This window comes from Roseomonas sp. CCTCC AB2023176 (assembly GCF_042259275.1).
Taxonomy (GTDB): domain Bacteria; phylum Pseudomonadota; class Alphaproteobacteria; order Acetobacterales; family Acetobacteraceae; genus Roseomonas.
In genome coordinates, this window is record NZ_CP170086.1 from 1192461 (window position 1) to 1212961 (window position 20501).

General features: G+C 71.1%; 22 protein-coding genes. 3 read left to right on the forward strand and 19 right to left on the reverse strand.

Annotation, left to right across the window (positions count from 1 at the left end; translation table 11 throughout):
- Positions 1–30 precede the first annotated feature (30 nt).
- The 11 genes from pufC to ACE7GA_RS06020 form a co-directional block, all read right to left on the reverse strand.
- On the reverse strand, positions 31–1098 hold the full coding sequence (pufC, locus tag ACE7GA_RS05970) for a photosynthetic reaction center cytochrome PufC (protein WP_376097031.1): 1068 nt from the start codon (positions 1096–1098) through the stop codon (positions 31–33).
- A complete protein-coding gene (gene pufM / locus ACE7GA_RS05975; protein ID WP_376097034.1) occupies positions 1098–2075 on the reverse strand; it encodes a photosynthetic reaction center subunit M in 978 nt (325 codons plus the stop codon). The genes pufC and pufM overlap by 1 nt, the downstream gene beginning before the upstream one ends.
- Before the next feature lie 16 nt (positions 2076–2091).
- Positions 2092–2922: a photosynthetic reaction center subunit L gene (gene pufL, locus ACE7GA_RS05980; protein ID WP_376097037.1), complete on the reverse strand. Its 831-nt coding sequence runs from the start codon at positions 2920–2922 to the stop codon at positions 2092–2094.
- 148 nt (positions 2923–3070) lie between these two features.
- The gene (gene pufA, locus ACE7GA_RS05985; RefSeq protein WP_376097040.1) at positions 3071–3268 is read right to left on the reverse strand and encodes a light-harvesting antenna LH1, alpha subunit; all 198 of its coding nucleotides are present in this window, start codon (positions 3266–3268) and stop codon (positions 3071–3073) included.
- A 13-nt stretch (positions 3269–3281) separates the two neighbouring features.
- Positions 3282–3479 carry a light-harvesting antenna LH1, beta subunit gene (gene pufB, locus ACE7GA_RS05990; protein WP_376097043.1) on the reverse strand — a complete coding sequence of 66 codons (198 nt, stop codon included), beginning with the start codon at positions 3477–3479 and terminating at the stop codon, positions 3282–3284.
- A gap of 159 nt (positions 3480–3638) precedes the next feature.
- A complete protein-coding gene (gene bchZ / locus ACE7GA_RS05995; protein ID WP_376097046.1) occupies positions 3639–5087 on the reverse strand; it encodes a chlorophyllide a reductase subunit Z in 1449 nt (482 codons plus the stop codon).
- Positions 5087–6586, reverse strand: coding sequence for a chlorophyllide a reductase subunit Y (gene bchY / locus ACE7GA_RS06000; protein WP_376097049.1), 1500 nt, complete (start codon positions 6584–6586; stop codon positions 5087–5089). The genes bchZ and bchY overlap by 1 nt, the downstream gene beginning before the upstream one ends.
- Before the next feature lie 2 nt (positions 6587–6588).
- Entirely contained in the window at positions 6589–7602 is a 1014-nt protein-coding gene (locus ACE7GA_RS06005) for a chlorophyllide a reductase iron protein subunit X (protein WP_376097052.1), read from the reverse strand.
- Positions 7599–8525, reverse strand: coding sequence for a chlorophyll synthesis pathway protein BchC (gene bchC / locus ACE7GA_RS06010; RefSeq protein ID WP_376097054.1), 927 nt, complete (start codon positions 8523–8525; stop codon positions 7599–7601). Before bchC ends, ACE7GA_RS06005 begins: the two co-directional genes overlap by 4 nt.
- A gap of 81 nt (positions 8526–8606) precedes the next feature.
- Complete coding sequence (locus ACE7GA_RS06015) at positions 8607–9755, reverse strand: methyltransferase (protein ID WP_376097057.1); 1149 nt, start codon at positions 9753–9755, stop codon at positions 8607–8609.
- Between the two features lie 2 nt (positions 9756–9757).
- Complete coding sequence (locus tag ACE7GA_RS06020) at positions 9758–10627, reverse strand: polyprenyl synthetase family protein (protein ID WP_376097060.1); 870 nt, start codon at positions 10625–10627, stop codon at positions 9758–9760.
- 91 nt (positions 10628–10718) lie between these two features.
- Here ACE7GA_RS06020 and crtD point away from each other — a divergent pair, with 91 nt between their 5' ends.
- Together crtD and ACE7GA_RS06030 are read left to right on the forward strand one after the other, a co-directional pair.
- Positions 10719–12209 (forward strand): 1-hydroxycarotenoid 3,4-desaturase CrtD, encoded by a 1491-nt coding sequence (gene crtD, locus ACE7GA_RS06025; protein WP_376097063.1) that lies wholly within the window; start codon positions 10719–10721, stop codon positions 12207–12209.
- Entirely contained in the window at positions 12209–13186 is a 978-nt protein-coding gene (locus tag ACE7GA_RS06030) for a carotenoid 1,2-hydratase (protein ID WP_376097066.1), read from the forward strand. Before crtD ends, ACE7GA_RS06030 begins: the two co-directional genes overlap by 1 nt.
- A gap of 7 nt (positions 13187–13193) precedes the next feature.
- On the opposite strand, the gene ACE7GA_RS06035 is transcribed toward ACE7GA_RS06030, so the two are convergent.
- Entirely contained in the window at positions 13194–13322 is a 129-nt protein-coding gene (locus tag ACE7GA_RS06035) for a hypothetical protein (RefSeq protein ID WP_376097069.1), read from the reverse strand.
- A 170-nt stretch (positions 13323–13492) separates the two neighbouring features.
- Between ACE7GA_RS06035 and ACE7GA_RS06040 the strand changes: the two genes are divergently transcribed.
- Complete coding sequence (locus ACE7GA_RS06040; protein ID WP_376097072.1) at positions 13493–14278, forward strand: DUF2189 domain-containing protein; 786 nt, start codon at positions 13493–13495, stop codon at positions 14276–14278.
- Positions 14279–14374: 96 nt separating this feature from the next.
- Here the strand turns inward: ACE7GA_RS06040 and ACE7GA_RS06045 are convergent, their stop codons facing one another.
- The 7 genes from ACE7GA_RS06045 to ACE7GA_RS06075 form a co-directional block, all read right to left on the reverse strand.
- Complete coding sequence (locus tag ACE7GA_RS06045) at positions 14375–14551, reverse strand: hypothetical protein (RefSeq protein WP_376097075.1); 177 nt, start codon at positions 14549–14551, stop codon at positions 14375–14377.
- A 73-nt stretch (positions 14552–14624) separates the two neighbouring features.
- On the reverse strand, positions 14625–14954 hold the full coding sequence (locus tag ACE7GA_RS06050) for a hypothetical protein (protein WP_376097078.1): 330 nt from the start codon (positions 14952–14954) through the stop codon (positions 14625–14627).
- Between the two features lie 17 nt (positions 14955–14971).
- Positions 14972–16051: a phytoene/squalene synthase family protein gene (locus tag ACE7GA_RS06055; protein WP_376097081.1), complete on the reverse strand. Its 1080-nt coding sequence runs from the start codon at positions 16049–16051 to the stop codon at positions 14972–14974.
- The gene (gene crtI / locus ACE7GA_RS06060) at positions 16032–17561 is read right to left on the reverse strand and encodes a phytoene desaturase family protein (protein WP_376097084.1); all 1530 of its coding nucleotides are present in this window, start codon (positions 17559–17561) and stop codon (positions 16032–16034) included. The genes ACE7GA_RS06055 and crtI overlap by 20 nt, the downstream gene beginning before the upstream one ends.
- A complete protein-coding gene (locus ACE7GA_RS06065; RefSeq protein WP_376097087.1) occupies positions 17562–18875 on the reverse strand; it encodes a DUF3422 family protein in 1314 nt (437 codons plus the stop codon).
- The gene (gene bchO, locus ACE7GA_RS06070; RefSeq protein WP_376097090.1) at positions 18862–19746 is read right to left on the reverse strand and encodes an alpha/beta fold hydrolase BchO; all 885 of its coding nucleotides are present in this window, start codon (positions 19744–19746) and stop codon (positions 18862–18864) included. Before bchO ends, ACE7GA_RS06065 begins: the two co-directional genes overlap by 14 nt.
- On the reverse strand, positions 19743–20339 hold the full coding sequence (locus tag ACE7GA_RS06075; protein WP_376097093.1) for a VWA domain-containing protein: 597 nt from the start codon (positions 20337–20339) through the stop codon (positions 19743–19745). The genes bchO and ACE7GA_RS06075 overlap by 4 nt, the downstream gene beginning before the upstream one ends.
- Positions 20340–20501: the final 162 nt, after the last annotated feature.

Genomic DNA, 20501 nt, shown 5'->3' on the forward strand with positions numbered 1-20501 from the left:
CCCTAACCTCTCCCGCGCGATCGCGCCACGCTACTGCTCGAGCCGCCGGACTTCGGTGGGGCCCTGCACCACCCGGTTCAGCTCCTGGTAGTCCCGCAGCATCGAGGCGCCGTAGAGCGGCTTGTACGCCCCCTGGTGGCAGGTCGCGCAGTTCGCCATCAGCGGCTCGCCGGCCGGGCCCAGGCGGTTCGCCGGGAAGACGGGTCGCAGGTTCTCGATGTAGTTCCGGTTGACGTCCCGCAGCATGCCCTGGGCATACCAGGCCGTGACGCGTTGGGGCGTGCTCTCCGCCCAAGAACTGAACTGGCGGGAGTTGTGGCAGTGCGTGCACCCGACGCCCAGCGCCTCGGCGTAGTGGGTCATCAGCGAGTAGGTCCACTCCGTCTGCTTGATCGAGGCGCGGTTGCCCGAGCGCAGGTCGGTATCGCTGTTCACCCGGATCGGTGCGTCGTTCAGCAGGAAGGGCGTGAACGGATCGAGCGGCAGCGAGGCAAGGCCGGCGGCCGCGGACGGCCGGTTCTGCCCAGTGTCCACCGCCGCGAAGTTCCCGAAGCGCTGGTTCGGCGCCGGCGTGGACCAGTTGTACGCCGGCACCGGGTTGCCGCGGTGGCAGGTGTAGCAGGTGACGCCTGTCTGCCCCACGTGATTCGCATGCTGCGCGTTGATCTGCTGCGTCATCTGCAGCATCCGCCGCGCCACAACCTTCGTGTAGGGGTAGTCGTCCGCGAAGTTGTTGGGATTGTGGCAGTAGTTGCAGCCACCACCCGGCGTCGTCTCCTCCGGCGCGACCCACTGGACCATCGCCTGCATGATCCGGCCGAACTGGCCGGCGCTGAGATTCCCGAGGACCTGGACGTTCTGATAGATCTCGGAGGCGCGGGGACCTTCGTCGTCCTGTGCTTCAAGGGTTTCGGGCAGGACGTTGCGCGCGGCCTGCGCCTCGACGAGACGCGGGTTGTAGACGATCGCCATGCCCGTGCCGCGGTAGCCCTGCTGCACCGAGAGGACCGGTGGCCTCTCGAAGGTCAGCAGGACGATGGCGAGGGCGACGAGGGCCGCGAGGCCCACGCCGATCCCGAGGAAGGTGTACCGGGGCATTAGCGGATGGCTCCCGCGGCGGCTGCCGGATCCATGATCTGCGGCATGTAGATGGGATAGGACGGGGCGTAGCCCTGCTTGATCGCCCAGAGGTACCAGTTGTCCACCACCGTGCCGGTCAGCAGGATGCCGATGCCGCCGGTGATGGGGCAGAGGACCGCGAACCACCAGGCCCAGCGGTGGATGGACTCGAAGGTCGCGTTGAAGCCCATCGTCCAGCGCCAGAAGATCGCGCAGCGCTCATGCGCCGTGCCGCGGTCGATCACCTGCTCCACCTCACGCTCCGACCCGAAGCGCCCGGAGGCCAGGATGGTCGCGCCGTGCATCGCGAAGAGGAGTGTCGCGCCGTAGAGGAAGGCGATCGAGAGCCCGTGGAACGGGTTGTAGAAGAGGTTCCCGTAGCGGAGCGAGAAGGCCGCGGTCCAGTCGAGGTGCGGGAAGATGCCGAAGGGCACCGCCTCGCCCCAGGAGCCCATCAGCAGCGGCCGGATGAAGCCGAGCACGAGGTAGAGCCAAATCGCCGCCGCGAAGGCCCAGGCGGTGTGGGTGCCGAGGCCGAGCTGGCGGGACCGCCGGTAAATCCGGATGTTCCACATGATGACCGACACGGTCAGGAAGAAGCCGGCCAGCAGCCACCAGCCGCCTTCCGCCAGCGGCGGGATGCGCAAGCCGTAGGCGGGTGCCGGAGGCTCCAGCGCGAGCCACGGAAGCAGCCGGATGAACTGGACGGGATCCCAGCCCACCGAGGCCCACATGTTCAGCCCGATGATCTCGAAGGCCGCGAAGCCGCAGATCAGGGAAATCAGGCCAGTCCAGCCGAGGTAGATCGGGCCGACCTGCGCGTCGCCGATCTTGCCCAGCAGGTGGGAGAAGTTCGGCCGTCCGTTGCGCGGACCGTCGGTCCGGGCCAGCGGCACGCCCTGGTAGGCAGGTCCGCGGACCTGCACCCGGGTGAAGAGGTTCTGATACTCAGCCATTTCCGTGTCCCCCTTCTCAGCCGTTGCGCCAGATCGGCAGGTTCAGCCACCAGCCCCACCATTCCGGCCAGCCATGGGTCCAGAAGGGGCCGCTGATGACGATGCAGACCGCGCTCCAGAACCCCGCCGAGAGCGCGGCGAAGAGGCCGAGCCGGTGGATGCCGAGCGTGCCGATCGAGTAGCCGATGATGTCGCGATACAGCGTGTTCTCGTGTTCCGCCGTCTTCACCGGCTCACCCTTGCGCGGGTTCAGCGCGGCGAGGACGAGCGAGGCGTGCAGCGAGAGCATCAGCGTCGTTCCGAAGAAGAACGTGATGGCGATCATGTGTGCCGGATTGTAGTGGAAGTGCAGGTACTGGTACCCGACGTTCGAGACCCAATCGAGGTGGCTCCAGATCCCGTAGGGGAAGCCGTGGCCCCATGCGCCCATCAGCACGGGCCGGACGACCACCAGCGTGACGTAGGCGAGGATGGCGAAGGAGAAGGCGACGGGGATGTGCAGCCCCATGCCGAGCTTCCGCGAGATCTCGGCCTGCCGCAGCGCCCAGGAGGCGAAGGCCCCGATCGCGCAGACCGTGATGATCTGCCACAGCCCGCCCTCCTTGATCGGCGCGAGGGCCAATCCGTAGGACAGGTCGGGCGGCGCGATGTTGATGAGCCAGATATTGAAGGTGCCCTGCAGCGCGGCGCCGTAGAGGATCAGCCCGGTGCCCAGCACCGTGAAGAACAGCGTCGTGACGCCGAAGAAGCCGACGAAGAAGGGGCCCACCCAGAAGTCGAACAGGTCGCCGCCGATCAGCGTGCCCCCGCGGACCCGGTACTTCCGTTCGTAACTCAGCATCGCCATGGGCGAGCCCTCCCGAAAAGGCACCGCGATCTCCGCGCGGCGGCGGTAAGGACGACGGGCAGGGCCGGGGGCCCCGTCCGTCGTCGGGCGGCCGTCCCGGAAGGTCCGACCCACCGCTTCCGCGGCAAGCCGGCTTCCGGAGCCAGGCCTATCGGGCCGGTGTCGCCGGTGCGGGCACCGGGGACATCTGCGAGACCGGCGACGCCGCGCGACGCGGGCCTTCCAGCCAGTTGAACCGGTCGGTGCTGAGCAGGATGAAGTGGATCAGCAACGCCAGCGTCAGCAGGAAGGTCGCGAGGGCGACCAGCGTACGACGGGGATCGAAAAGCAGCCAAACGCGCCACATGTTCCGGGCCCCCTCAGGTCAGCATCGACACGACGGTCTGCAGACCGTCGATCATCGAAGTGGTGTATCCGTTCGGGCCAGGCAGCCAGGGCCGCCATTGCCAGACGAGGAAGTGCGCCACCGCGGCGATGACGGTGAAGAGGAGGAAGCTCGTCACGAAAACGCTGTGGAACTCCCTCGCCTCCGGCTCCGTCAAACCGGATACCGACACGTCCCTCCTATCTACATCAGCCATTCAGGCTACCCTTTCTATCGCGGGCTCGCGCCCGCGGGTGCCGCGCTGGTCCTGCGCGGCCAGGATCGCCGTGGCGTGGCTGCCCCGGACGACGGTGGGCCCGGGCGAACCCGGGCGAAGGATGGGTGGAGCGCCTCACGCGAGCGCCTCCACGGTTTCGAACAGCCTCGCGACGCGCTCGGCCGTGATGCGGGATTCGCCGTCGCGGCGTGCTTCGGCCTCGACGCGCTCGCGCCAGCGCTTGGCGGCCGAGATGCGGATCAGGAAGGGCTCACGCTCGACGCGGGCGTCCAACAAGGCGACGGCGTCCGCGTCCCAGCGCTCCGCCTCGCTCGTGCGCGCGGGCGTCGGGTCCACGCGATCCAGTTCCGTGCCGAGCGGCAGGATGTGGAAAAGCGCGTCGAACAGACCGTTGCAGTATTCCTGCATCACGTAGGTCGCGCCGCCGTAGCCCATGAAGGGCGTGCCGGTGTGGCGCCGGATGATCGCGCCGGGGAAGGACGCGGGGATGTAGGTCGCCCGCGACTTCACCTCGGCGGCGTACATCCGCTCGTTGTACGAGCCGAAGAGGACGAGGGCCGGCTTCGTCCGCACCGCTTCCCTTACGGCTGCGTTGTCGGTCTTCTCGCCGGGCTTCCGCGCCGCGGAGAAGGCGCAGGGAATGCCCATCTCGTCCTCAAGGAACCGCTTGAGGCCCCGAACGTAGGTGTCTGTGGCGACGACGGCGAAGGGCGCGGAAGCGAAGAAGTCCTGCGTCACCGACCGCCAGAGGTCCCAGAGCGGCTTCAGGGTCGTGTGCTTCTCGCGCTCGATAAAGGGTTCCGGGTCAACGCCGACGATCTCGCCGAGTGCGCGGAGGAAATTCGTGGTGGCGAAGACGCCCATCGGGGCCTGGAGGTAAGGGACCCCCAATTCCTCGCAAAGCTTCCGGCCGAATTCGCGGTAGAGGCAGACGTTGGCCTCGGCCTCGGCCAGCCGGGGCACATCCTCAAGGTGTGAACCCAGAGGGAAGGTGAGGTTCACCTCGCAGCCGATGCCCTCGACGATCCGGCGGATCTCCGCGAGGTCGGACGGCATGTTGAAGGTGCCGTAGATCGGGCCGATGATGTTGACCTTCGGCTTGGCCCCCTCCGGCCGCGGCTTGCGCGCCTTCGGCTTCTTCTTCGCGCCGAACTCGGTCCAGACCCAGTTCATCGCGCGGTCCGCGCACTGCCACTGGTCCTCGTCGATCGTGCGGGGGACGAAGCGCAACAGGTTGCTGCCGCGCGGCGTCACGCCGCCGCCGATCATCTCGGCGATGCTGCCCGTTACCACCACGGCAGGCAGGTCTGCGTCACCCGTCGCGTTCGCGCGGGTCATCTGCGCTTCCGTGCCGTTCTTGGAGAGCGAGTCCTCGTCCAGTCCCGTGACGACCACCGGCAGCTCATGCGGCGGCAGTGCGTCGGTGTAGTGCAGGACCGCCGTGACCGGCAGGTTCTCGCAGCCCACCGGCCCGTCGATCACCGTGCGCAGGCCACGCACGGCGGTAAAGACGTAGACCGCGCCCCAATAGCCGCCGGCCCTGTCGTGGTCGAGGACGAGCATCAGTTTCCCGTCGCCTCCTCGGCCTTGGCGCGGAGCTCGCGCGCGCGCTTCATACGGTCGCGGAAGCCTGGCGGGTCCTTTGGCGGCGTCTGCCAGCCATAGCCCGCACCTTCCTTCGTCCCGACGCCATTGAAGAATGACACCATGCGGGAGAAGCGTTCCGCGCCGCGGGTCTGGGCCGCGACGATCCCTGCCATCGAACCGGCGCCGGCAGGGCCGAAGAGCGGCCGCGCGGAGACCATGTTGGTGAAGTACAGGGCGGGGATCCCCGCTTCCTTCGCGGCCTGGACAAGGGGCGTGGTACCGAGGGCGAGGTCGGGCTTCACGTCCCGCATCGCCGCCATGTCCTGCTCGAGCGACGCGCGGTACTGCACGTGCACGCCGCGGGCCTCGAGCCAATCCCGGTCGGGATCCGACCATTCGGTGCGCGGGCACGCCGTGCCGACATAGGGCACTTCCGCCCCGGCCTCGACCAGCAGGCGCGCAACGAGCAGCTCCGATCCCTCGTAGCCCGACACCGTGACGCGTGCCCGGATGGGATTCGCCGAAAGGGCGTCCGCGATCACCGGCAGGAAGCGCTGCTTCGCCGTCGCGACTGCGTCGGCCGGCACGTTCGCGGCGCGGCCGATGGCGTCGAGCCAGGCGGCCGTGCCGTCCACGCCGACGGGGCCGGAGCCCACGACCGGTCGCCCCGCCGCACGGAATTCGCGGACCGAGGCCGTGTAGAACGGATGCAGGGCTGCGACGGCGACGCTATCGAGCGCTCCGTAGAGGTCACGCCATTCCCGGGCCGGCGTCTGCGGCGCGAGCGCGAGACCCATGGGGGCGAGCAAGGCGCTCAGCCCCGGCGGGTCGCCGGGGAAGAGCTCACCGATCGGCGCGATGGTCGGCAGGCCCGGCACCTCGCCACGTGGCCGCGCGACCGGGCCGGCTTCCGCCTCGTTCCGCGCAGTCCGCAGCATGGCGCCGGCGAGGACATCTTTCGCTTCGGCATGGGTCGGCACGCCGAAGCCCGGCACGTCGATGCCTATGATCCGCACCCCGTCCACCGTCTTCGGCAGCAATTCGAGCGGTACGCCGGACGCCGTGGGGACGCAGAGGTTGATGACCACGACCGCGTCGATCTCGTCCGGCTTCGCGATGGCCAACACGGCCTCTCGGATGTCCTCGAAGAGCTTGCCGGTGACGAGGGTCTCGGAATTGAAGGGAACGTAGCCGACGCTCCGGCGCGCGCCATAGAAGTGGGACGTGAAGGTCAGCCCGTACACGCAGCATGCCGAGCCCGAGAGGATCGTCGCGACCCGCCGCATCCGCAAACCGACGCGCAGCGACCCGAAGGCCGGGCACATGGATTGCGGCTGATCATGTGGCCCGCGCGGGTAGTCGGCCATCAGCCGGTCCATCTGCACCGACTTGCCGGCGGCACGCGCCGCGGCCTGCAGGGTCTCGCGACCGCCATGGCAACCGCCATCCGCTCCGGTCGGGGGCAGCGCGTCCACGCTCAGGCCCCCTCGTACACCACTTCGAGGGAGGGCTTCGTGACGGCTTCCGTGCCGCACATGTCCTCCATCGTCGCGGGGTCGAGCACCACGCCGCGCCCGACCGCCTCGCCCTTGAACAGGCCGAGAAGCCCGTCGTGCGTCAGCGGCGTCGGGCGGAGCGGCGGGGCGATGGCGACCTGTTCCGCCAGCTCCTCGAAGACCGAGGCCCAGGGACTGCCGGGCTTGCCGACGATCTCGTAGTTCGCGGACTTGCGGCGGATATCCTCGTTCGCGGGGATGGCGGCGAGGATCGGGATGCCCGCAGCTTCCGCGAAGGCCTGTGCCTCCCCGGTGCCGTCATCCTTGTTCACGACCAGGCCGGCGACGCCGACATTGCCGCCGAGCTTGCGGAAGTACTCGACGGCCGAGCAGACGTTGTTCGCGACGTAGAGCGACTGCAGGTCGTTCGATCCGACGACGATGACCTTCTGGCACATGTCCCGTGCGATCGGCAGGCCGAACCCGCCGCAGACCACGTCGCCGAGGAAGTCCAGCAGGACGTAGTCGAAGTCCCAGGAATGGAAGCCCAGCTTCTCCAGCAGCTCGAAGCCGTGGATGATGCCGCGCCCGCCGCAGCCGCGGCCGACTTCGGGCCCGCCGAGCTCCATCGCGAAGACGCCGTCGCGCTTGAAGCAGACGTCGCCGATCTTCACCGCCTCACCCGCGGCCTTCTTGCGGGAGGAGGTCTCGATGATCGTGGGGCAGGCCTTGCCACCGAACAGCAGCGACGTCGTGTCGCTCTTCGGATCGCAGCCGATCAGCAGGACGCGCTTGCCCTGCTGCGCCATCATGTAGGACAGGTTCGCGAGGGTGAAGGACTTGCCGATGCCGCCCTTGCCGTAGATCGCGATGATCTGCGTCTGCTTCTTGACCTCACCGATGATCGGCGCGTCGGGCTCGATCGCCGCCTCCGCGCGCAGCGCCTCCGTCATGTTCGGCGGGGCAGCACTGGCGGAACCCACGTGTGCATTCATGCGACGTTGCTCCAGTCCAGGACCATCTTGAGGCAGTCGGAGTCGGTGAAGGCGACGCGATACGCATCGGGCGCCTGCGCCGCGTCGCGCCGGTGCGTGACGAGGCCGTCGAGGTCGAGCCGCCCTTCGGCGACGAGCGCGGTGACCGCGGCCATGTCGGCCGGCTGCCACTCCGCGGCGACGCGCAGCCGCGCTTCCCGCATGAAGGCGGGCGGGAAGGAGAAAGTCAGCGGCTTCGCGTAGAAGCCCGCGAGCACGACCTCGCCGCCCGGCCGCAGCCGCGCGATCAGCGCGTCCAGCAGGTCCGGATCGCCACTGACGTCGAGGATCCGGCCGTAGTCCCGGCGCGGGTCGGCTTCGGGCGTCAGGACGTCGTAGCCAAGCGCGCCTGCGGCACGGCCGGCGTTACGCTCCCACACCGTCGGCGCGCTGCCTGCCGCCACGGCCAGCCGCGCCGCGAGGCGGCCGAGCACACCGTGGCCGACGATCAGGTCCGGCATTCCGTCAGCGATGGCGTGCCGCGCGGTCGCGGCCAGCGCGAGCAGGATCGCTTGCTCACCGAGGCTCTCCGGCACCGGCACGACACGCGCACCCGGCGCCGTCAGTCGCGCGGCGGTGCTGCCGAACAGGCTGCGCACCGGGAAGCAGCGCGCGCCGCCGACGAAGACCGTTTCCCCGAGACGGCGCCCGGAGTCGCGGCCGGCCCGCGTGACGCGACCAACCGACTCGTACCCAGGCACCAGCGGGTAACCCATGCCGGGGAAGTCCGGCATCGCGCCGGTCCAGAGCAGACGCTCGGTGCCGGTGCTGATCCCGCTCCAGCGCACATCGACGGTCACGTCGGCATCGCCGGGTTCGGCGAGGTCGAGACGCTGGAGCGCGAGGTGCTCCGGTCGGTGCAGCAGGACGGCAACCGTGTCCATCGTCACGCTCCTCGCCCTCCCTTGTTCCGGCGTATTTGTCAGGTTAACAGGACGGCTTGAAGTGTCAACTCTTATTGACACTCAGATCGTCCGATCAGCGACGAGGGCCCGCACCAGCAGCGGCACCCGCGTCGGCAAGGCACGAACGCGCGCGAAGCCCGCCTCCTCCAGGAAGCGCCGCAGCTCGCCTTCGTCCCGCGGCCGCCCGGACCGCATCGCCAAAAGGTAGAGGCCGAAATACGCGTCCCCCATCGCCTCCGCGCCCGCGGTGCCCGCCATCGGTTCGGCCAGCAGCAGCCGGCCCCCTGGCGGCAGGGCCGCGTGGGCGGCGCGCAGCAGCCCGTGAGCGGCATCGTCGTCATGGTCGTGCAGCACGCGGACGAGCGAGATTAGGTCGGCGCCGCCGGGCAACGCATCGGTGCGGAAGTCGCCGCCAACGGTCTCGGCCCGGTCCGAAAGCCCGTCCCGTGCGAAGCGCGCCGCGGCGCGGGCGGCGACGGACGGCAGGTCGAACAGCGTGACGCGCAGCGAGGGCACGCGTGCCGCGGCGGCGGCCAGGAAGGCGCCCTCCCCGCCGCCGACATCCATCAGGCGTCGGTGCCCGCGCAGGTCGCGATACGCGTCGAGCACTTCCTCGGCGATCATGGCTTGCGACGCAGCCATCAGCGCGGAGTACTCGGCGACGTCCTCCGCCCGCAGCGCGCCGGGCGACTCGGCGCGGGCGTAAGCCCAGTAGCGGGACAGGCCGGTTTCCCCGCCGCGTAGCACCGCCACGGGATCAGCCAGGTCGGCGTAGAGGACGGCGTGGTGCTCGATCATCGCCTCCAGCCCCGCATTCCCCGGCATCGCCGCGCCGAGCGGGCCGAGGCCGAACCGTCCGCCGCTGCGTCGGTCCAGGAGCCGGAGCGCGACGCCGGCGGAGAGCAGCCGTTCGACCGAGGCCACCGGCAGGTCGCGCCGCGCCGCAACCTCCGCCGCCGTCAGCGGCGAATCGCGCAGCAGGTCGAAAACCCGTAGCCGGACGAGCGCCAGCAGCGCCTGCGAGTAGACGAAGCCCGCGCAGAGATCGAAGAGCGCCGCGGCCCGCCGCCGCGCCAGGATCCGCGTCGGCGGAAAACGCGCGGCCCAGCGGCGGAAGCGCGGGTCCGGCACCAGCCGGTCTCGCAGCGCCAGCACGCGCTCGCGGAGCGACGAGACGGGACCCGCCCCGGCCAGCTCCGCAGGCGGCATGGTCAGGCCACCACGCGCGATTGTCGCGCGGGCATCAGGCGCTTGACCTCCAGCCCGACCAGCGCGCGCAGTTGGTCCGCCCCGGCGCAGGCTGGAACGGCATCGGCCGCCTCCCGCGCCATGGCTTCCAGCCGCGCGATCGCACCGGGCACGCCGAAGGAGCGCACCGCGTTGGGCCGGCCGAGCGCGACATCGCGACCGACAGGCTTGCCCAGTTCCGCCTCGTTCGACAGCGCGTCCCGTAGATCGTCAGCCACCTGATAGGCCTCGCCCAGCGCGGCGCCGAAGCGGCGCCATTCCTCGTGTGGCACCCCGGCCGCGGCGGCGCCCGCGACGGAAGCTGCGGCGAAGAGCGAACCTGTCTTCTGCTGCTCGTAGACCGAGACGTCCGGGTCGGGCTCGCATTCCCAGGCTTGTCCCGCGGCGATGCCGAAGGGCACGCCCGCCGCGCCGTTCAGCACCTCGAGCAGCGTCACCAGCCGGTCCGGCGCGGTCGCGGCACCCCGCGCAAGCGCCTGATAGGCCATCACGATCAGGGCATCGCCGACCAGCACCGCCAGCGGCTCCCCGTAGGCGCGATGGACGGAAGGCTTGCCGCGCCGCGTCTCCGCGTCGTCGAAGCAGGGCAGGTCGTCATGGACGAGGGAAGCGCAGTGCAGCAGTTCGATGGCGGAGGCAGCGGCCTCCGCGACGCCCGCGGGCGCGCCGCCGATCGCCAAGGCGACGGCGAGGCACAGCCGCGGACGCACGCGCGCCCCGCCGGGGAAGACAGCGTAGTGCATCGCCTCCGCGAGTCGCGGCGGGCTTCCGGGGCTGGAAGCAAGGCCGACGGTCGCGGCGAGGCTACGTTCGATCGGGTTGATGGCGTCCATGGCGGTGCCTCCCTGCGACCCCGTCTAGAGCGGTTGTCGTATCCGATTGTCAACCTATACTGACACTCAGGTCAATGAGGATCGCCGCTGAGTGACAGGGGTCGCCGTCATCGGCGCGGGAATTGGCGGTCTGGCCGCGGCCGCCCTGCTCGCCGCGCGTGGCCTGGACGTGACGGTGCTGGAGCGCGCCGAGTCGCCAGGCGGAAAGATGCGGGAAGAAGCGGTCGCCGGCCGTCGTCTCGATGCCGGCCCGACCGTCTTCACGATGCGCTGGGTTTTCGAGGAACTCTTCGACGCCCTCGGCACCGCGCTCGACGCGGAGGTCACCACCCGCCGGGCCGACATCCTCGCCCGCCACGCCTGGAGCGCGGACGAACGGCTCGACCTCTTCGCGGATCCCGCGCGCTCCGAAGCCGAGATCGGTACCTTCGCCGGCGCGGCCGAGGCGCGGGGCTTCCGCGACTTCCTGGACCGCGCACGCCTTATCTACCGCACGCTGGAAGGCCCGTTCCTTCGCTCGCCCAGGCCCACGCCCATGTCGCTCGCGATGTCGGCGGGACCCTTCGGGATGCTGGACCTCTGGCGCATCTCACCCTTCACGACACTCTGGAATGCGCTGGGCACGCATTTCCGCGATCCCCGCCTGCGGCAGCTCTTCGGCCGCTACGCGACCTATTGCGGTGCCTCGCCGTTCCTCGCGCCCGCGACCCTCATGCTCGTCGCCCATGTCGAGCAGGACGGCGTCTGGCTCGTCGAAGGCGGGATGCACCGCGTCGCCACCGCGCTGGCCGCGATCGCGTCGCGCCACGGCGCGTCCTTCCGCTACGGCGCGCATGCGGAAGAAATCCTCGTCCGTCGGGGCCGCGCCGCCGGCGTCAGGCTCCTGGGCGGGGAGGAAATCGCAGCGGACGTCGTCATCTCCAACGGCGACTCCGGTGCGCTCGCCGGCGGGCTCCTGGGCCGGGACGCCGCGCGCGCCGTCCCCCGTCAGGCCGCGCGCTCGCTCTCCGCCGTGACCTGGGCGATGGTGGCGGAAGCGCGGGGTTTCCCGCTCTCCCGCCACACCGTCTTCTTCTCCGGCGACTACGCCGCGGAGTTCCGGGACCTGCTGGACCGCGGCACGCTTCCCACCGACCCCACCGTCTACGTCTGCGCGCAGGACCGGGACGATTCCGGCGATGGAGCGGCTGGCCCGGAACGCCTGCTGGTCCTCGTCAACGCACCGCCGAACGGTGACCGCGACGGTTCCGACGAGGCCTCCCTCGCCGCCTGCCGCGACGCCGCCTTCGGCCTGATGGAACGGTGCGGCCTGCGGCTGACGCCCGTGGACAGCGTCGTCACGACGCCGCGCGAATGGGAAGGCCGCTTCCCCGGTACGGGCGGCGCCCTCTACGGCGCTCCTCCCCATGGCTGGGCGGCCAGTTTTGCGCGACCCGGCGCGCGCACGGCAATTCCCGGCCTCTACCTCGCGGGCGGCGGCGCGCATCCCGGCGCGGGCGTGCCGATGGCCGCCATGTCCGGCCGCCTGGCCGCCGAGAGCATCGTCGCGGATCTCGGAACACGCATGCGGAGAGCGGGCTGATGGACGGCGGCACACTTCCCACGACGCGCAACGGCCTCGGCCTGAACGGTGGCCCGCGCTTCGACCCCGACGTCGCGCAGGACGGCTACGTTTGGTGGTACGTGGACGCGCTGAGCGACGACGGCGCGCGCGGGATCACGATCATTGCCTTCCTCGGCTCCGTCTTCTCGCCCTGGTACGCCCTCGCGCGGCGACGCGGGCCGACGGACCCGCTGAACCACGCGGCCGTCAACGTCTCGCTCTACGGCGCGCCGCGGCGCTGGTCGCTGACCGACCGCCCCCGCTCCTCCGTTCGCCGTGACGCCACGCACCTGTCCATCGGCCCGAGCAGCCTGGAATGGGACGGCACCGCGCTGACCATCCGGATCGAGGAGGTGACGGCCCCCATCCCCTCGCGCCTGCGCGGTACGATCTGCGTGATCCCGACGGCGGTGAACACGCGCGGCTTCGCGCTGGACTCCGCGGGGCGCCACCGCTGGCGCCCCATCGCCCCCGTCGCACGGGCGGAAGTCGCGATGGACAGCCCGGGCCTCCGATGGTCCGGCGCCGCCTACCTCGACACGAACGACGGCGACGCACCGCTGGAACGCGACTTCGTCGAATGGGACTGGTGCCGCGCCCCCGGCGCCGATGGCACCGCGATCCTCTACGAGGCGACGCGGCGCGACGGCACGACGCAGGGCCTCTCGCTGCTGGCACCCCGCGACGGCGACGTCCGCGACGCCCCCGCCCCGCCCCGTACCGCCCTGCCGTCGACGCGCATCTGGCGCGTCCCCCGCCGCACGCGCGCCGAAGGCGGTGAGGCAAGCGTCACGAAGACGCTGGAGGACACGCCCTTCTATTCTCGCTCCGTCCTCTCGACGCGGCTGCAGGGCGTACAGCGCGTCGCGGTGCATGAGAGCCTTCTCCTGGACCGCTTCGCCATGCCGGTCGTCCAGGCCATGCTGCCCTTCCGCGTCCCCCGCGCGTTCCGCTGATCGGCGTTCAACGCGGCGCGCGATCCTCGCGCTCCGCACGGCGCCTGTCGCGGCGCAGCGACCACAACTCCCGCAGCCCCAAGCCGATCGCGAGGAGGAACACGAGGGTCATCTCGATCAGCCCGGCATTCTCCACCCGATACCCTCCCGGAACACGCTTGTGTGATTTCCCTGCCCAGGGTGTGGCCCCGACGCTAGGTTCCGCAAGTCAGGTCCCTTCGGCGGCCCTGCGTTGGGCGCGTCCCTGGGGCCACCGCGGCGATGTCGCCGCGGCGTGCCGGAGCGCCGGCCGAAGGAGTCCGCGGCATGTCCGATCTCGCGTCCCATGCTTCGTTCCACGCAGCCGAACCACAGGTGCGGCGGATCACCATCGCGGACGTCACCGCCTCCCTCGCCCAGGGATGGCGTGACTTCCTGGAGACGCCGACGCAGCTCTTCTTTCTCGCGCTGATCTATCCTGTCGTCGGCCTCGCCCTGGGCTACGTCACGGCGGGCCGCGATCTGCTGACGATCGTCTGGCCGCTTGTCGCGGGCTTCGCGCTCGTCGGTCCCATCGCCGCCCTCGGTATCTACGAGATGAGCCGGCGACGGGAACAGGGGCTGCCCGTGAGCGTCTGGAACGGCATGGACGTGTTCCGCTCGGCCGGCCTCGGCTCCATCATCGGTGTGGGGCTCGTCCTGCTGTTGCTTCTCGCCGCCTGGCTGCTCGCGGCGGAATGGATCTTCCGCTCGACGATCGGCGCGGATCACCCGGCCTCCCTCGGCGACCTCTGGCGGGTCGCGACGGGAACGCCGGAGGGCTACCGCCTCATCCTCATCGGCAACGTCGTCGGCTTTGTATTCGCGGTCGCCGCGCTGGCCGTCAGCGTCGTGTCGCTTCCCCTGTTGCTGGAACGCGACGTCGGCACCGTCGCCGCCATCCGCACCTCCATCCGCGCCGTCGCCACCAACCCGGTGCCGATGGCGGTGTGGGGCCTGATCGTGGCCGGATTGCTCGTCCTCGGGTCGCTGCCGGTGCTCGTGGGGCTGGCGATCGTCATCCCGGTTCTCGGCCACTCGACGTGGCACCTCTACCGGCGGACGCTGGGCTGAGGGGAGCCCGGCGGCCACGCCGCCGGGTGTATTATGGCTTCACATCCTGCCGGCAATCCTCGCTGTAGAGGGTTCTGCCGACAGGCCGTGGGCGGATCAGGGCGTACGGTTCTGCGGCGTGTTCTGGTCCGGCGGCGGATGGCTGACGTGGCCCTGCTCTCCGCGGGCCGCCCGGCTATCGCGGGCCCGCTTAAGATACCAGATCAGAACGCCGATGACGGCAAGGAACGTCATCCCGAACTGCCACGGGATGATGGAATTCACGTAGTCCATGGGACGCACTCCCCGACCATGAGTGTCAAGGTCCGGGAACGCGACCACCGCGCGAGGGTTGCCGTCCTGTAACCTAGGTTGCGACCCGGTATCGTCCCTTCATTTTCACCCAGACGCCGTAGGCGACAAGCAGCGCGACGAAGCCAGCGAGATCGAACTGCGAGAAGACGCCGCCGCCATCGGTCAGCAGGAACGCGACGACGGTCTGCCCGCCCGCGATGACCAGCCCGGCGATGATGAGCGAAGGCCCCAGATCCGCCATGAGCGTGAGCGACGGATGCAACGGCGGCGGCTGTATCCCCGCCGCGGCCTGCTGCTGCGCCAGCCGGCGTCGCGCCATGGCCGACCAGAGCAGGTAGGCAGCCGCCACGAGGCAGACCGCTCCGAGGACGTGACGTACCATATCAGCCTCCCGATCCGTCAGGTCACCGCGCCGCGCACGTCGCTACGTCGCCGCGCGAGGATTTCGAGCGACCACAGCAGCCGTGCACGCAGTTCCCACCACGGCACGCCGCTCGCTCTCGCAGGGATCATGGGGGCGCGCGAAACGGTTGCAACCTCGACGAGGTAGCGAAGCTCCGGGAGTGGCGGATCGGCCAGGGCCGGCCGCTGGCGCGCGGCCACCGCCGTGAGGCTCCCGGCCGCGAGCCGGAGCTTCGTCCGCGCCGTCACCACGGCACGGGTCGCAACGCTGTCGTATCCCGCGGCGGCGATGTGCCGACCGATCTCCGCATAGATCGCGCCGGCCGCGGCGATGGCAGGCCGGCAATCCGGTGGGAGCGCCGCGAGGCCGCATAGCCCGCGGTCGTAGAGCCGGCCCGCCTCGTCGAGGAGGCGTCGCACGACGCCCCGCAGCGGCGCACTCGCGACCGGCGCGCGAAGCCAGGCCTCCGGGTCGAGCCCGGCCTCCCGCAGCCAGGCGAGCGGCAGGTAGAGCCGACCCGCCGCCGCATCCTCCCCCACGTCTCGGGCGATGTTCGTCAACTGCATGGCGGCGCCGAGGTCGCAGGCCCGCGCCATCGCGTCGGCATCCCGCGCGTCCATCAGCAACGACATCATCGCGCCGACCGAACCCGCCACGCGTGCCGCGTAGCCCAGCAGGTCCGAAAGCGTCTCGTAGCGTCGCCCCTGCGCATCCCAGGCCAGGCCCTCGATCAGCGCCTCCGGCAGGGCGCGCGGGATGGAGTGGCGCGCGACGGTGCGGGCGAAGGCCCGGTCCACCGGATGGGGCAGCGGCGCCCCGGCATAGGCGCGATCCAGCCGGTCCCGCGTCCGTGCCAGTCCGGCGGCGCGATCCGTCGTCAGGTCCACCGCATCGTCCGCCACGCGGCAGAAGGCGTAGAGCGCGGAGGCCGGCATCCGCACCCGCTCCGGCAGCAGCAGCGACGCCGCGTGGAAGGATTTCGACCCGTGCCGCAGCAGCGCGCGGCAGGCCGCCAGGTCGGCGCGCGCCGCTGCGGCCCCGCGCCAGGACAGGTCGTCAAACCAGGGCTGAGGCATGCGGCACCACCGTGTCGAGGACGCGGGCAGAGGAGATGACACCCGGCACGCCCGCCCCGGGATGCGTGCCCGCGCCGACGAGGTACAGGCCCTTCACGCCGGAGGAGGCGTTGTGAGGCCGGAACCACGCGCTCTGCCACAGGACGGGCTCCAGGCCGAAGCCGGATCCCTGCGTCGCCAGCAGCCCGTCGCGGAAGTCGAGCGGCGTCACGATGCGGGACGTGACGATCTCCGCCTCGAAGCCCGGAAGCACGGTGTCGGAAAGGCGTCGCGCGACGGCCTGCCGGAAGGCCTCGGCATGATGCGTCCAGTCCGTGTCGCCCGACAGGTTCGGCACCGGCGCCAGGACGTAGAAGGCGTCGTGTCCCGGCGGCGCCATGGACGGATCGGTCGCCGTAGGCCGGTGCAGGTAGAGGCTGAAATCCTCCGCCAGATGCTTCCGCCGGAAGATGTCGTCCAGCAGCCCACGGTAGCGCGGGCCCAGCAGGATCGTGTGGTGCCCGACATCCTCGTAGCGGCGCCGCGTGCCGAAGTACCAGACGAACAGCCCCATGGACTGACGCGCGCGATCGAGGCGGCGATGCGACCACATCCGCTCCGCGCCATCCGGCAGGAGGTGGCGGTAGGTCCAGGCCGCGTCGGCGTTGGAGACGACGATATCCGCCGCGATCGGCTCGCCCGAGGCCAACCGCACCCCCGTCGCCCGGCCGTCGCGCGTGGTGATGCCCGCGACATCGGCACCGAGGCGCAGAGCGCCGCCGCCATCCTCGACGAGATCGGCGAGCCCCTCGACGAGCCGTCCCATCCCGCCCATCGGCCAGTGCACGCCCCAGCGCTGCTCAAGCGCAGGGATCAGCGCGTAGATGCCGGATGCCGTGAAGGGGTTGCCGCCGATCAGCAGGGGATGGAAGGAGAAGACGGTCCGCAGCCGCTCATCCCGCATGAACCGCGCCGCGGTGGCGTAGACGCTGCGCCAGGCACCGAGCCGCAACAGCCCCGGCAGCACGCGCAGCATATCGGAGACGCGGCCAAAGGGCAGGTGGCCCAATTGCTCGAAGCCGATGCGGCAAGTCTCCTCGGACAGCGTCATGAAGCGCTCGAAGCCCGCCACGTCGCCGGGGGAGAAGCGTGCGACCTGTTCCCGCATCGCCTCGCGGTCGCCCGAATAATCGAAGGTCGTGCCGTCGTCGAACCGGATGCGGTAATAGGGCGAAAGCGGGCGCAGATCGACGTCGTCCGACAGCCGCCGGCCGCGCAGCGCCCAGAGGTCCTCCATCAGGAACGGCGCCGTCACGATGGTCGGCCCGGCGTCGAAGGTGAACCCGTCCTGCCGGTGCGTCCGCGCCCGCCCGCCCGGCGTATCCAGCCGGTCCAGCACCGTCACGCGGTACCCGCGCGCGCCCAGGCGCACCGCGGCCGCCAGTCCCCCGAAGCCCGCACCGATGATCACCGCATGGGGCCGGCCCGCATGCAGCGCGGGTGCCGCGAGCCGGTCGTTCAACGCGTCCATCTAGACCTCCGCATGGGGACGCGTCTCCTCGACCCGACGGCGCACGCGTCGCAGCCCGAGCCAGACGAGGAGGGCGACGACGGGAATGGAGAAGGCGGTGACGAGCCCTGGCGAGACCCCCCACCGCGCGGTGCCGAGACCATTGGCGAGCCCGCCGATCAGCCCGACGACGTAATACGTGATCGCCGCGGTCGAGAGCCCCTCGACGGTCTGCTGCAGGCGTAGCTGCATGTTCGCCCGCCGGTCCATCGAGGCCAGCACCGCCAGGACCTGTGATTCCCGCGTCAGTTCCACGCGCGTCGAGAGCAATTGGGTCGCCCGCGCCACGCGCCGGGACAGCGCGTCGTGCCGCGCCGCGACCGCCGTGCAGGTCGCCATGGCCGGTGCCAGCCGTCGTTCCACGAATTCCGCGAAGTTGGCCAGCCCTTCGATGCGCACCTCGCGCAGCTCCGCGATGCGGCGCCGCACCAGGTCGTAATAGGCCGAAGAGGCCGAGAAGCGGTTGAGATGCGCCGCCTCCTCCGCCTCGACCGCAGCGGCCAGCCGTGTCAGGCGCCCCAGCAGCGCCGCCTCGTCATCGGATCGCGCGGGGGCCATGCCGTCGGCGATCGCGGCCAGCTCCATCTCGTGCTGCGTCAGGAAGGGCGTGAGCGAACGCGCGATGGGGAAGGCCAGCAGCGCCAGCATCCGGTAGCTCTCGATCTCCAGCAGGCGCTGCGCGGTACGGCCGGCCTGCGTCGCCGTCATCGCGTGGTTCAGCAGCACCATGCGCGTGAAGCCGTCGGGCCCGATGCGGAAGTCGGTGAAGGCGGTGCCGCGGCCTTCCAGCAGCATCGCGCCCACCGGTTCCGCCCCGCCCATCACGCGCGTGGCCGCGACGGCGCCGATTCCCTCCCCGTCGCCCTCGCGTAGCGCCAGGTGGATCGCGACCAGCAACTGTCCCGGGAGTGCGGAGAGCCAGCCTTCGGGCAAGGCCAGGATCGCCGGCCGTGCGAAGGGATCCCCGTCCGGGTCCGCCGGCACGGAGATGGCGAAGCGCGTGAACTCCGTATGCCGTTCCCAGCGAAGCCAGAAGGTGCCGAAGTCCAGGGCGAAGGCATCCACCCCCTCCGGCGGCGGCGCGATCCCCGCGCGTTCCGCGAGATCCCGCACGGCCGCCAGCGACCCCGCCCGCGCCTCCGCGTCACCCATGATGGCGACGTAGGAGATATCGAGCGGCGCCGAGAGCGGCGCCGAGGGCCGCGCATGCGCCTCGTCGTTCAGCACGCGGCGCTGCGGGTGCTGCGGCGGCAGGGCGATGTCAGGCGGCGGCACGGTGTCCCTCAGCGGCGTCCAGGATGATGCGCGCAACCTCCTCCGGCCGCTCCTCATGCGTCAGGTGCCCGGTCTCGGGCACCGTAACGATGCCGGCCGAGGGCAGGATGGCCTTCACCCGCCCTGCATCGGCCGGCGGGACCGCGCGGTCCCGCGCGCCGACGACGAGCAGCAGGGCCGGCCGGAGCCGCGGCAGGTCCAGCAGCAGCGGCCGCAGGTCCCAGTGCGCCATCATGCCGAGCGCCGCGGCGACGTGGCCCGAATGGCGCAGCAGCCGCGCGTAGTACTCGACGCCCCGCTCATCCAGGCGCGAGCCGGTATCGCGCAGCAGCCGCGCCGCGACGCCCGAATTGGCCGCACCCCAGGCGAAGAGCCGGGGCACGAAGGGAATGCCCGCCAGCAGCCGCGCAGCGCCGGAGAAGAAGTCGGACGCCTCCCGCCCGATCGGCATGAGCGCCCCGTTGATCGAGACGATCGCGTCGGGATGGATCGCGCCGTCCAGCGCCAGTCGCAGCAACGTCGCCGCGCCCGCCGAATGGCCCACCGCGACCTGCGGCTGCCACCGTCCGGCTTCCAGCAGCGCCCGCAGCGCCGCGGCCATGCCGGGCAGCGAGAGCATCCGCGTCGGCGCCACCGATGTGAAGCCGTGCCCCGGCATGTCCGGCGCGACGACGGTGAAGTCCCGCGCCAGGATCGGTGCCAGACCGCGCCAGGAATGCGTGGCAGCCGCGGTGCCGTGCACCAGCAGCAGGACCGGCCCCTGCCCCATCACCTGCACGTGCCAGCGCAGCCCGGCGGCCTGGACGAAGCGGCTGTGCTCCCGGTTCGGCCAGTCGCGGCCCTCGCGCTCCCAGGACGGCTGCGCGCTCATCGGCCGGCGGCCGGCCGCGCCTCCCGCACCGTGCGGGACAGCGACGCCGCGCCGGCATGCGGCAGCGGCACGTAGCGCGCCCCCATCGCCGCCGCGAGGCGAGATGCCGCGGGCTGCGGCCGCGGGGCCGTATCCACGAGCAGCGCGCCGATTCCCGTCGCACGCAGGCGCTTCGCCGAGGCCTCCGCGTCCGAGGCGGCCTTGGAACGGTCCGCGCTGCCATCGCGCGCGATGTTCGCGCGACCATCCGTCAGAACGACCAGCAGCGGCGTGCGCCCGGCGCGGCGTTCGCCCTCCGCGATCGTCAACGCCGCGTCCAGCCCCGCCGCCAGCGGCGTCGCACCACCCCCCGGCAGACCGGCGAGCGACCGCTTCGCCCGAGTGAGGGAAGAGGTCGGCGGCAGCAGCAGTGCCGCCGCGGCACCGCGGAAGGCCACGACCGCCACGCGGTCGCGTCGCGCGTAGCAATCGGCCAGCAGCAGCTCGATCGCGCCCTTCGCCTCGGCCAGCCGGTGCAGGGCCGAGGAGCCAGAGGCGTCCACCGCGAAGATCGCCGTCGTCTCCGTCCGCTCGCGGAAGCGGAGGACGCGCACATCCTCCCGCCGCAGGGACAGGCGCGCACCGGACCGCGACGGCGCGCGCAGGGCCTGCCAGGGCGCCGCAGCGCGCAAGGTCTCGACGAGGCTGATCCGTACCCCCGGCCGAGGCTCCCCCGGCGCCGCACCGATCGGCTGTCCGCGCCGGGCCGAGCGCCG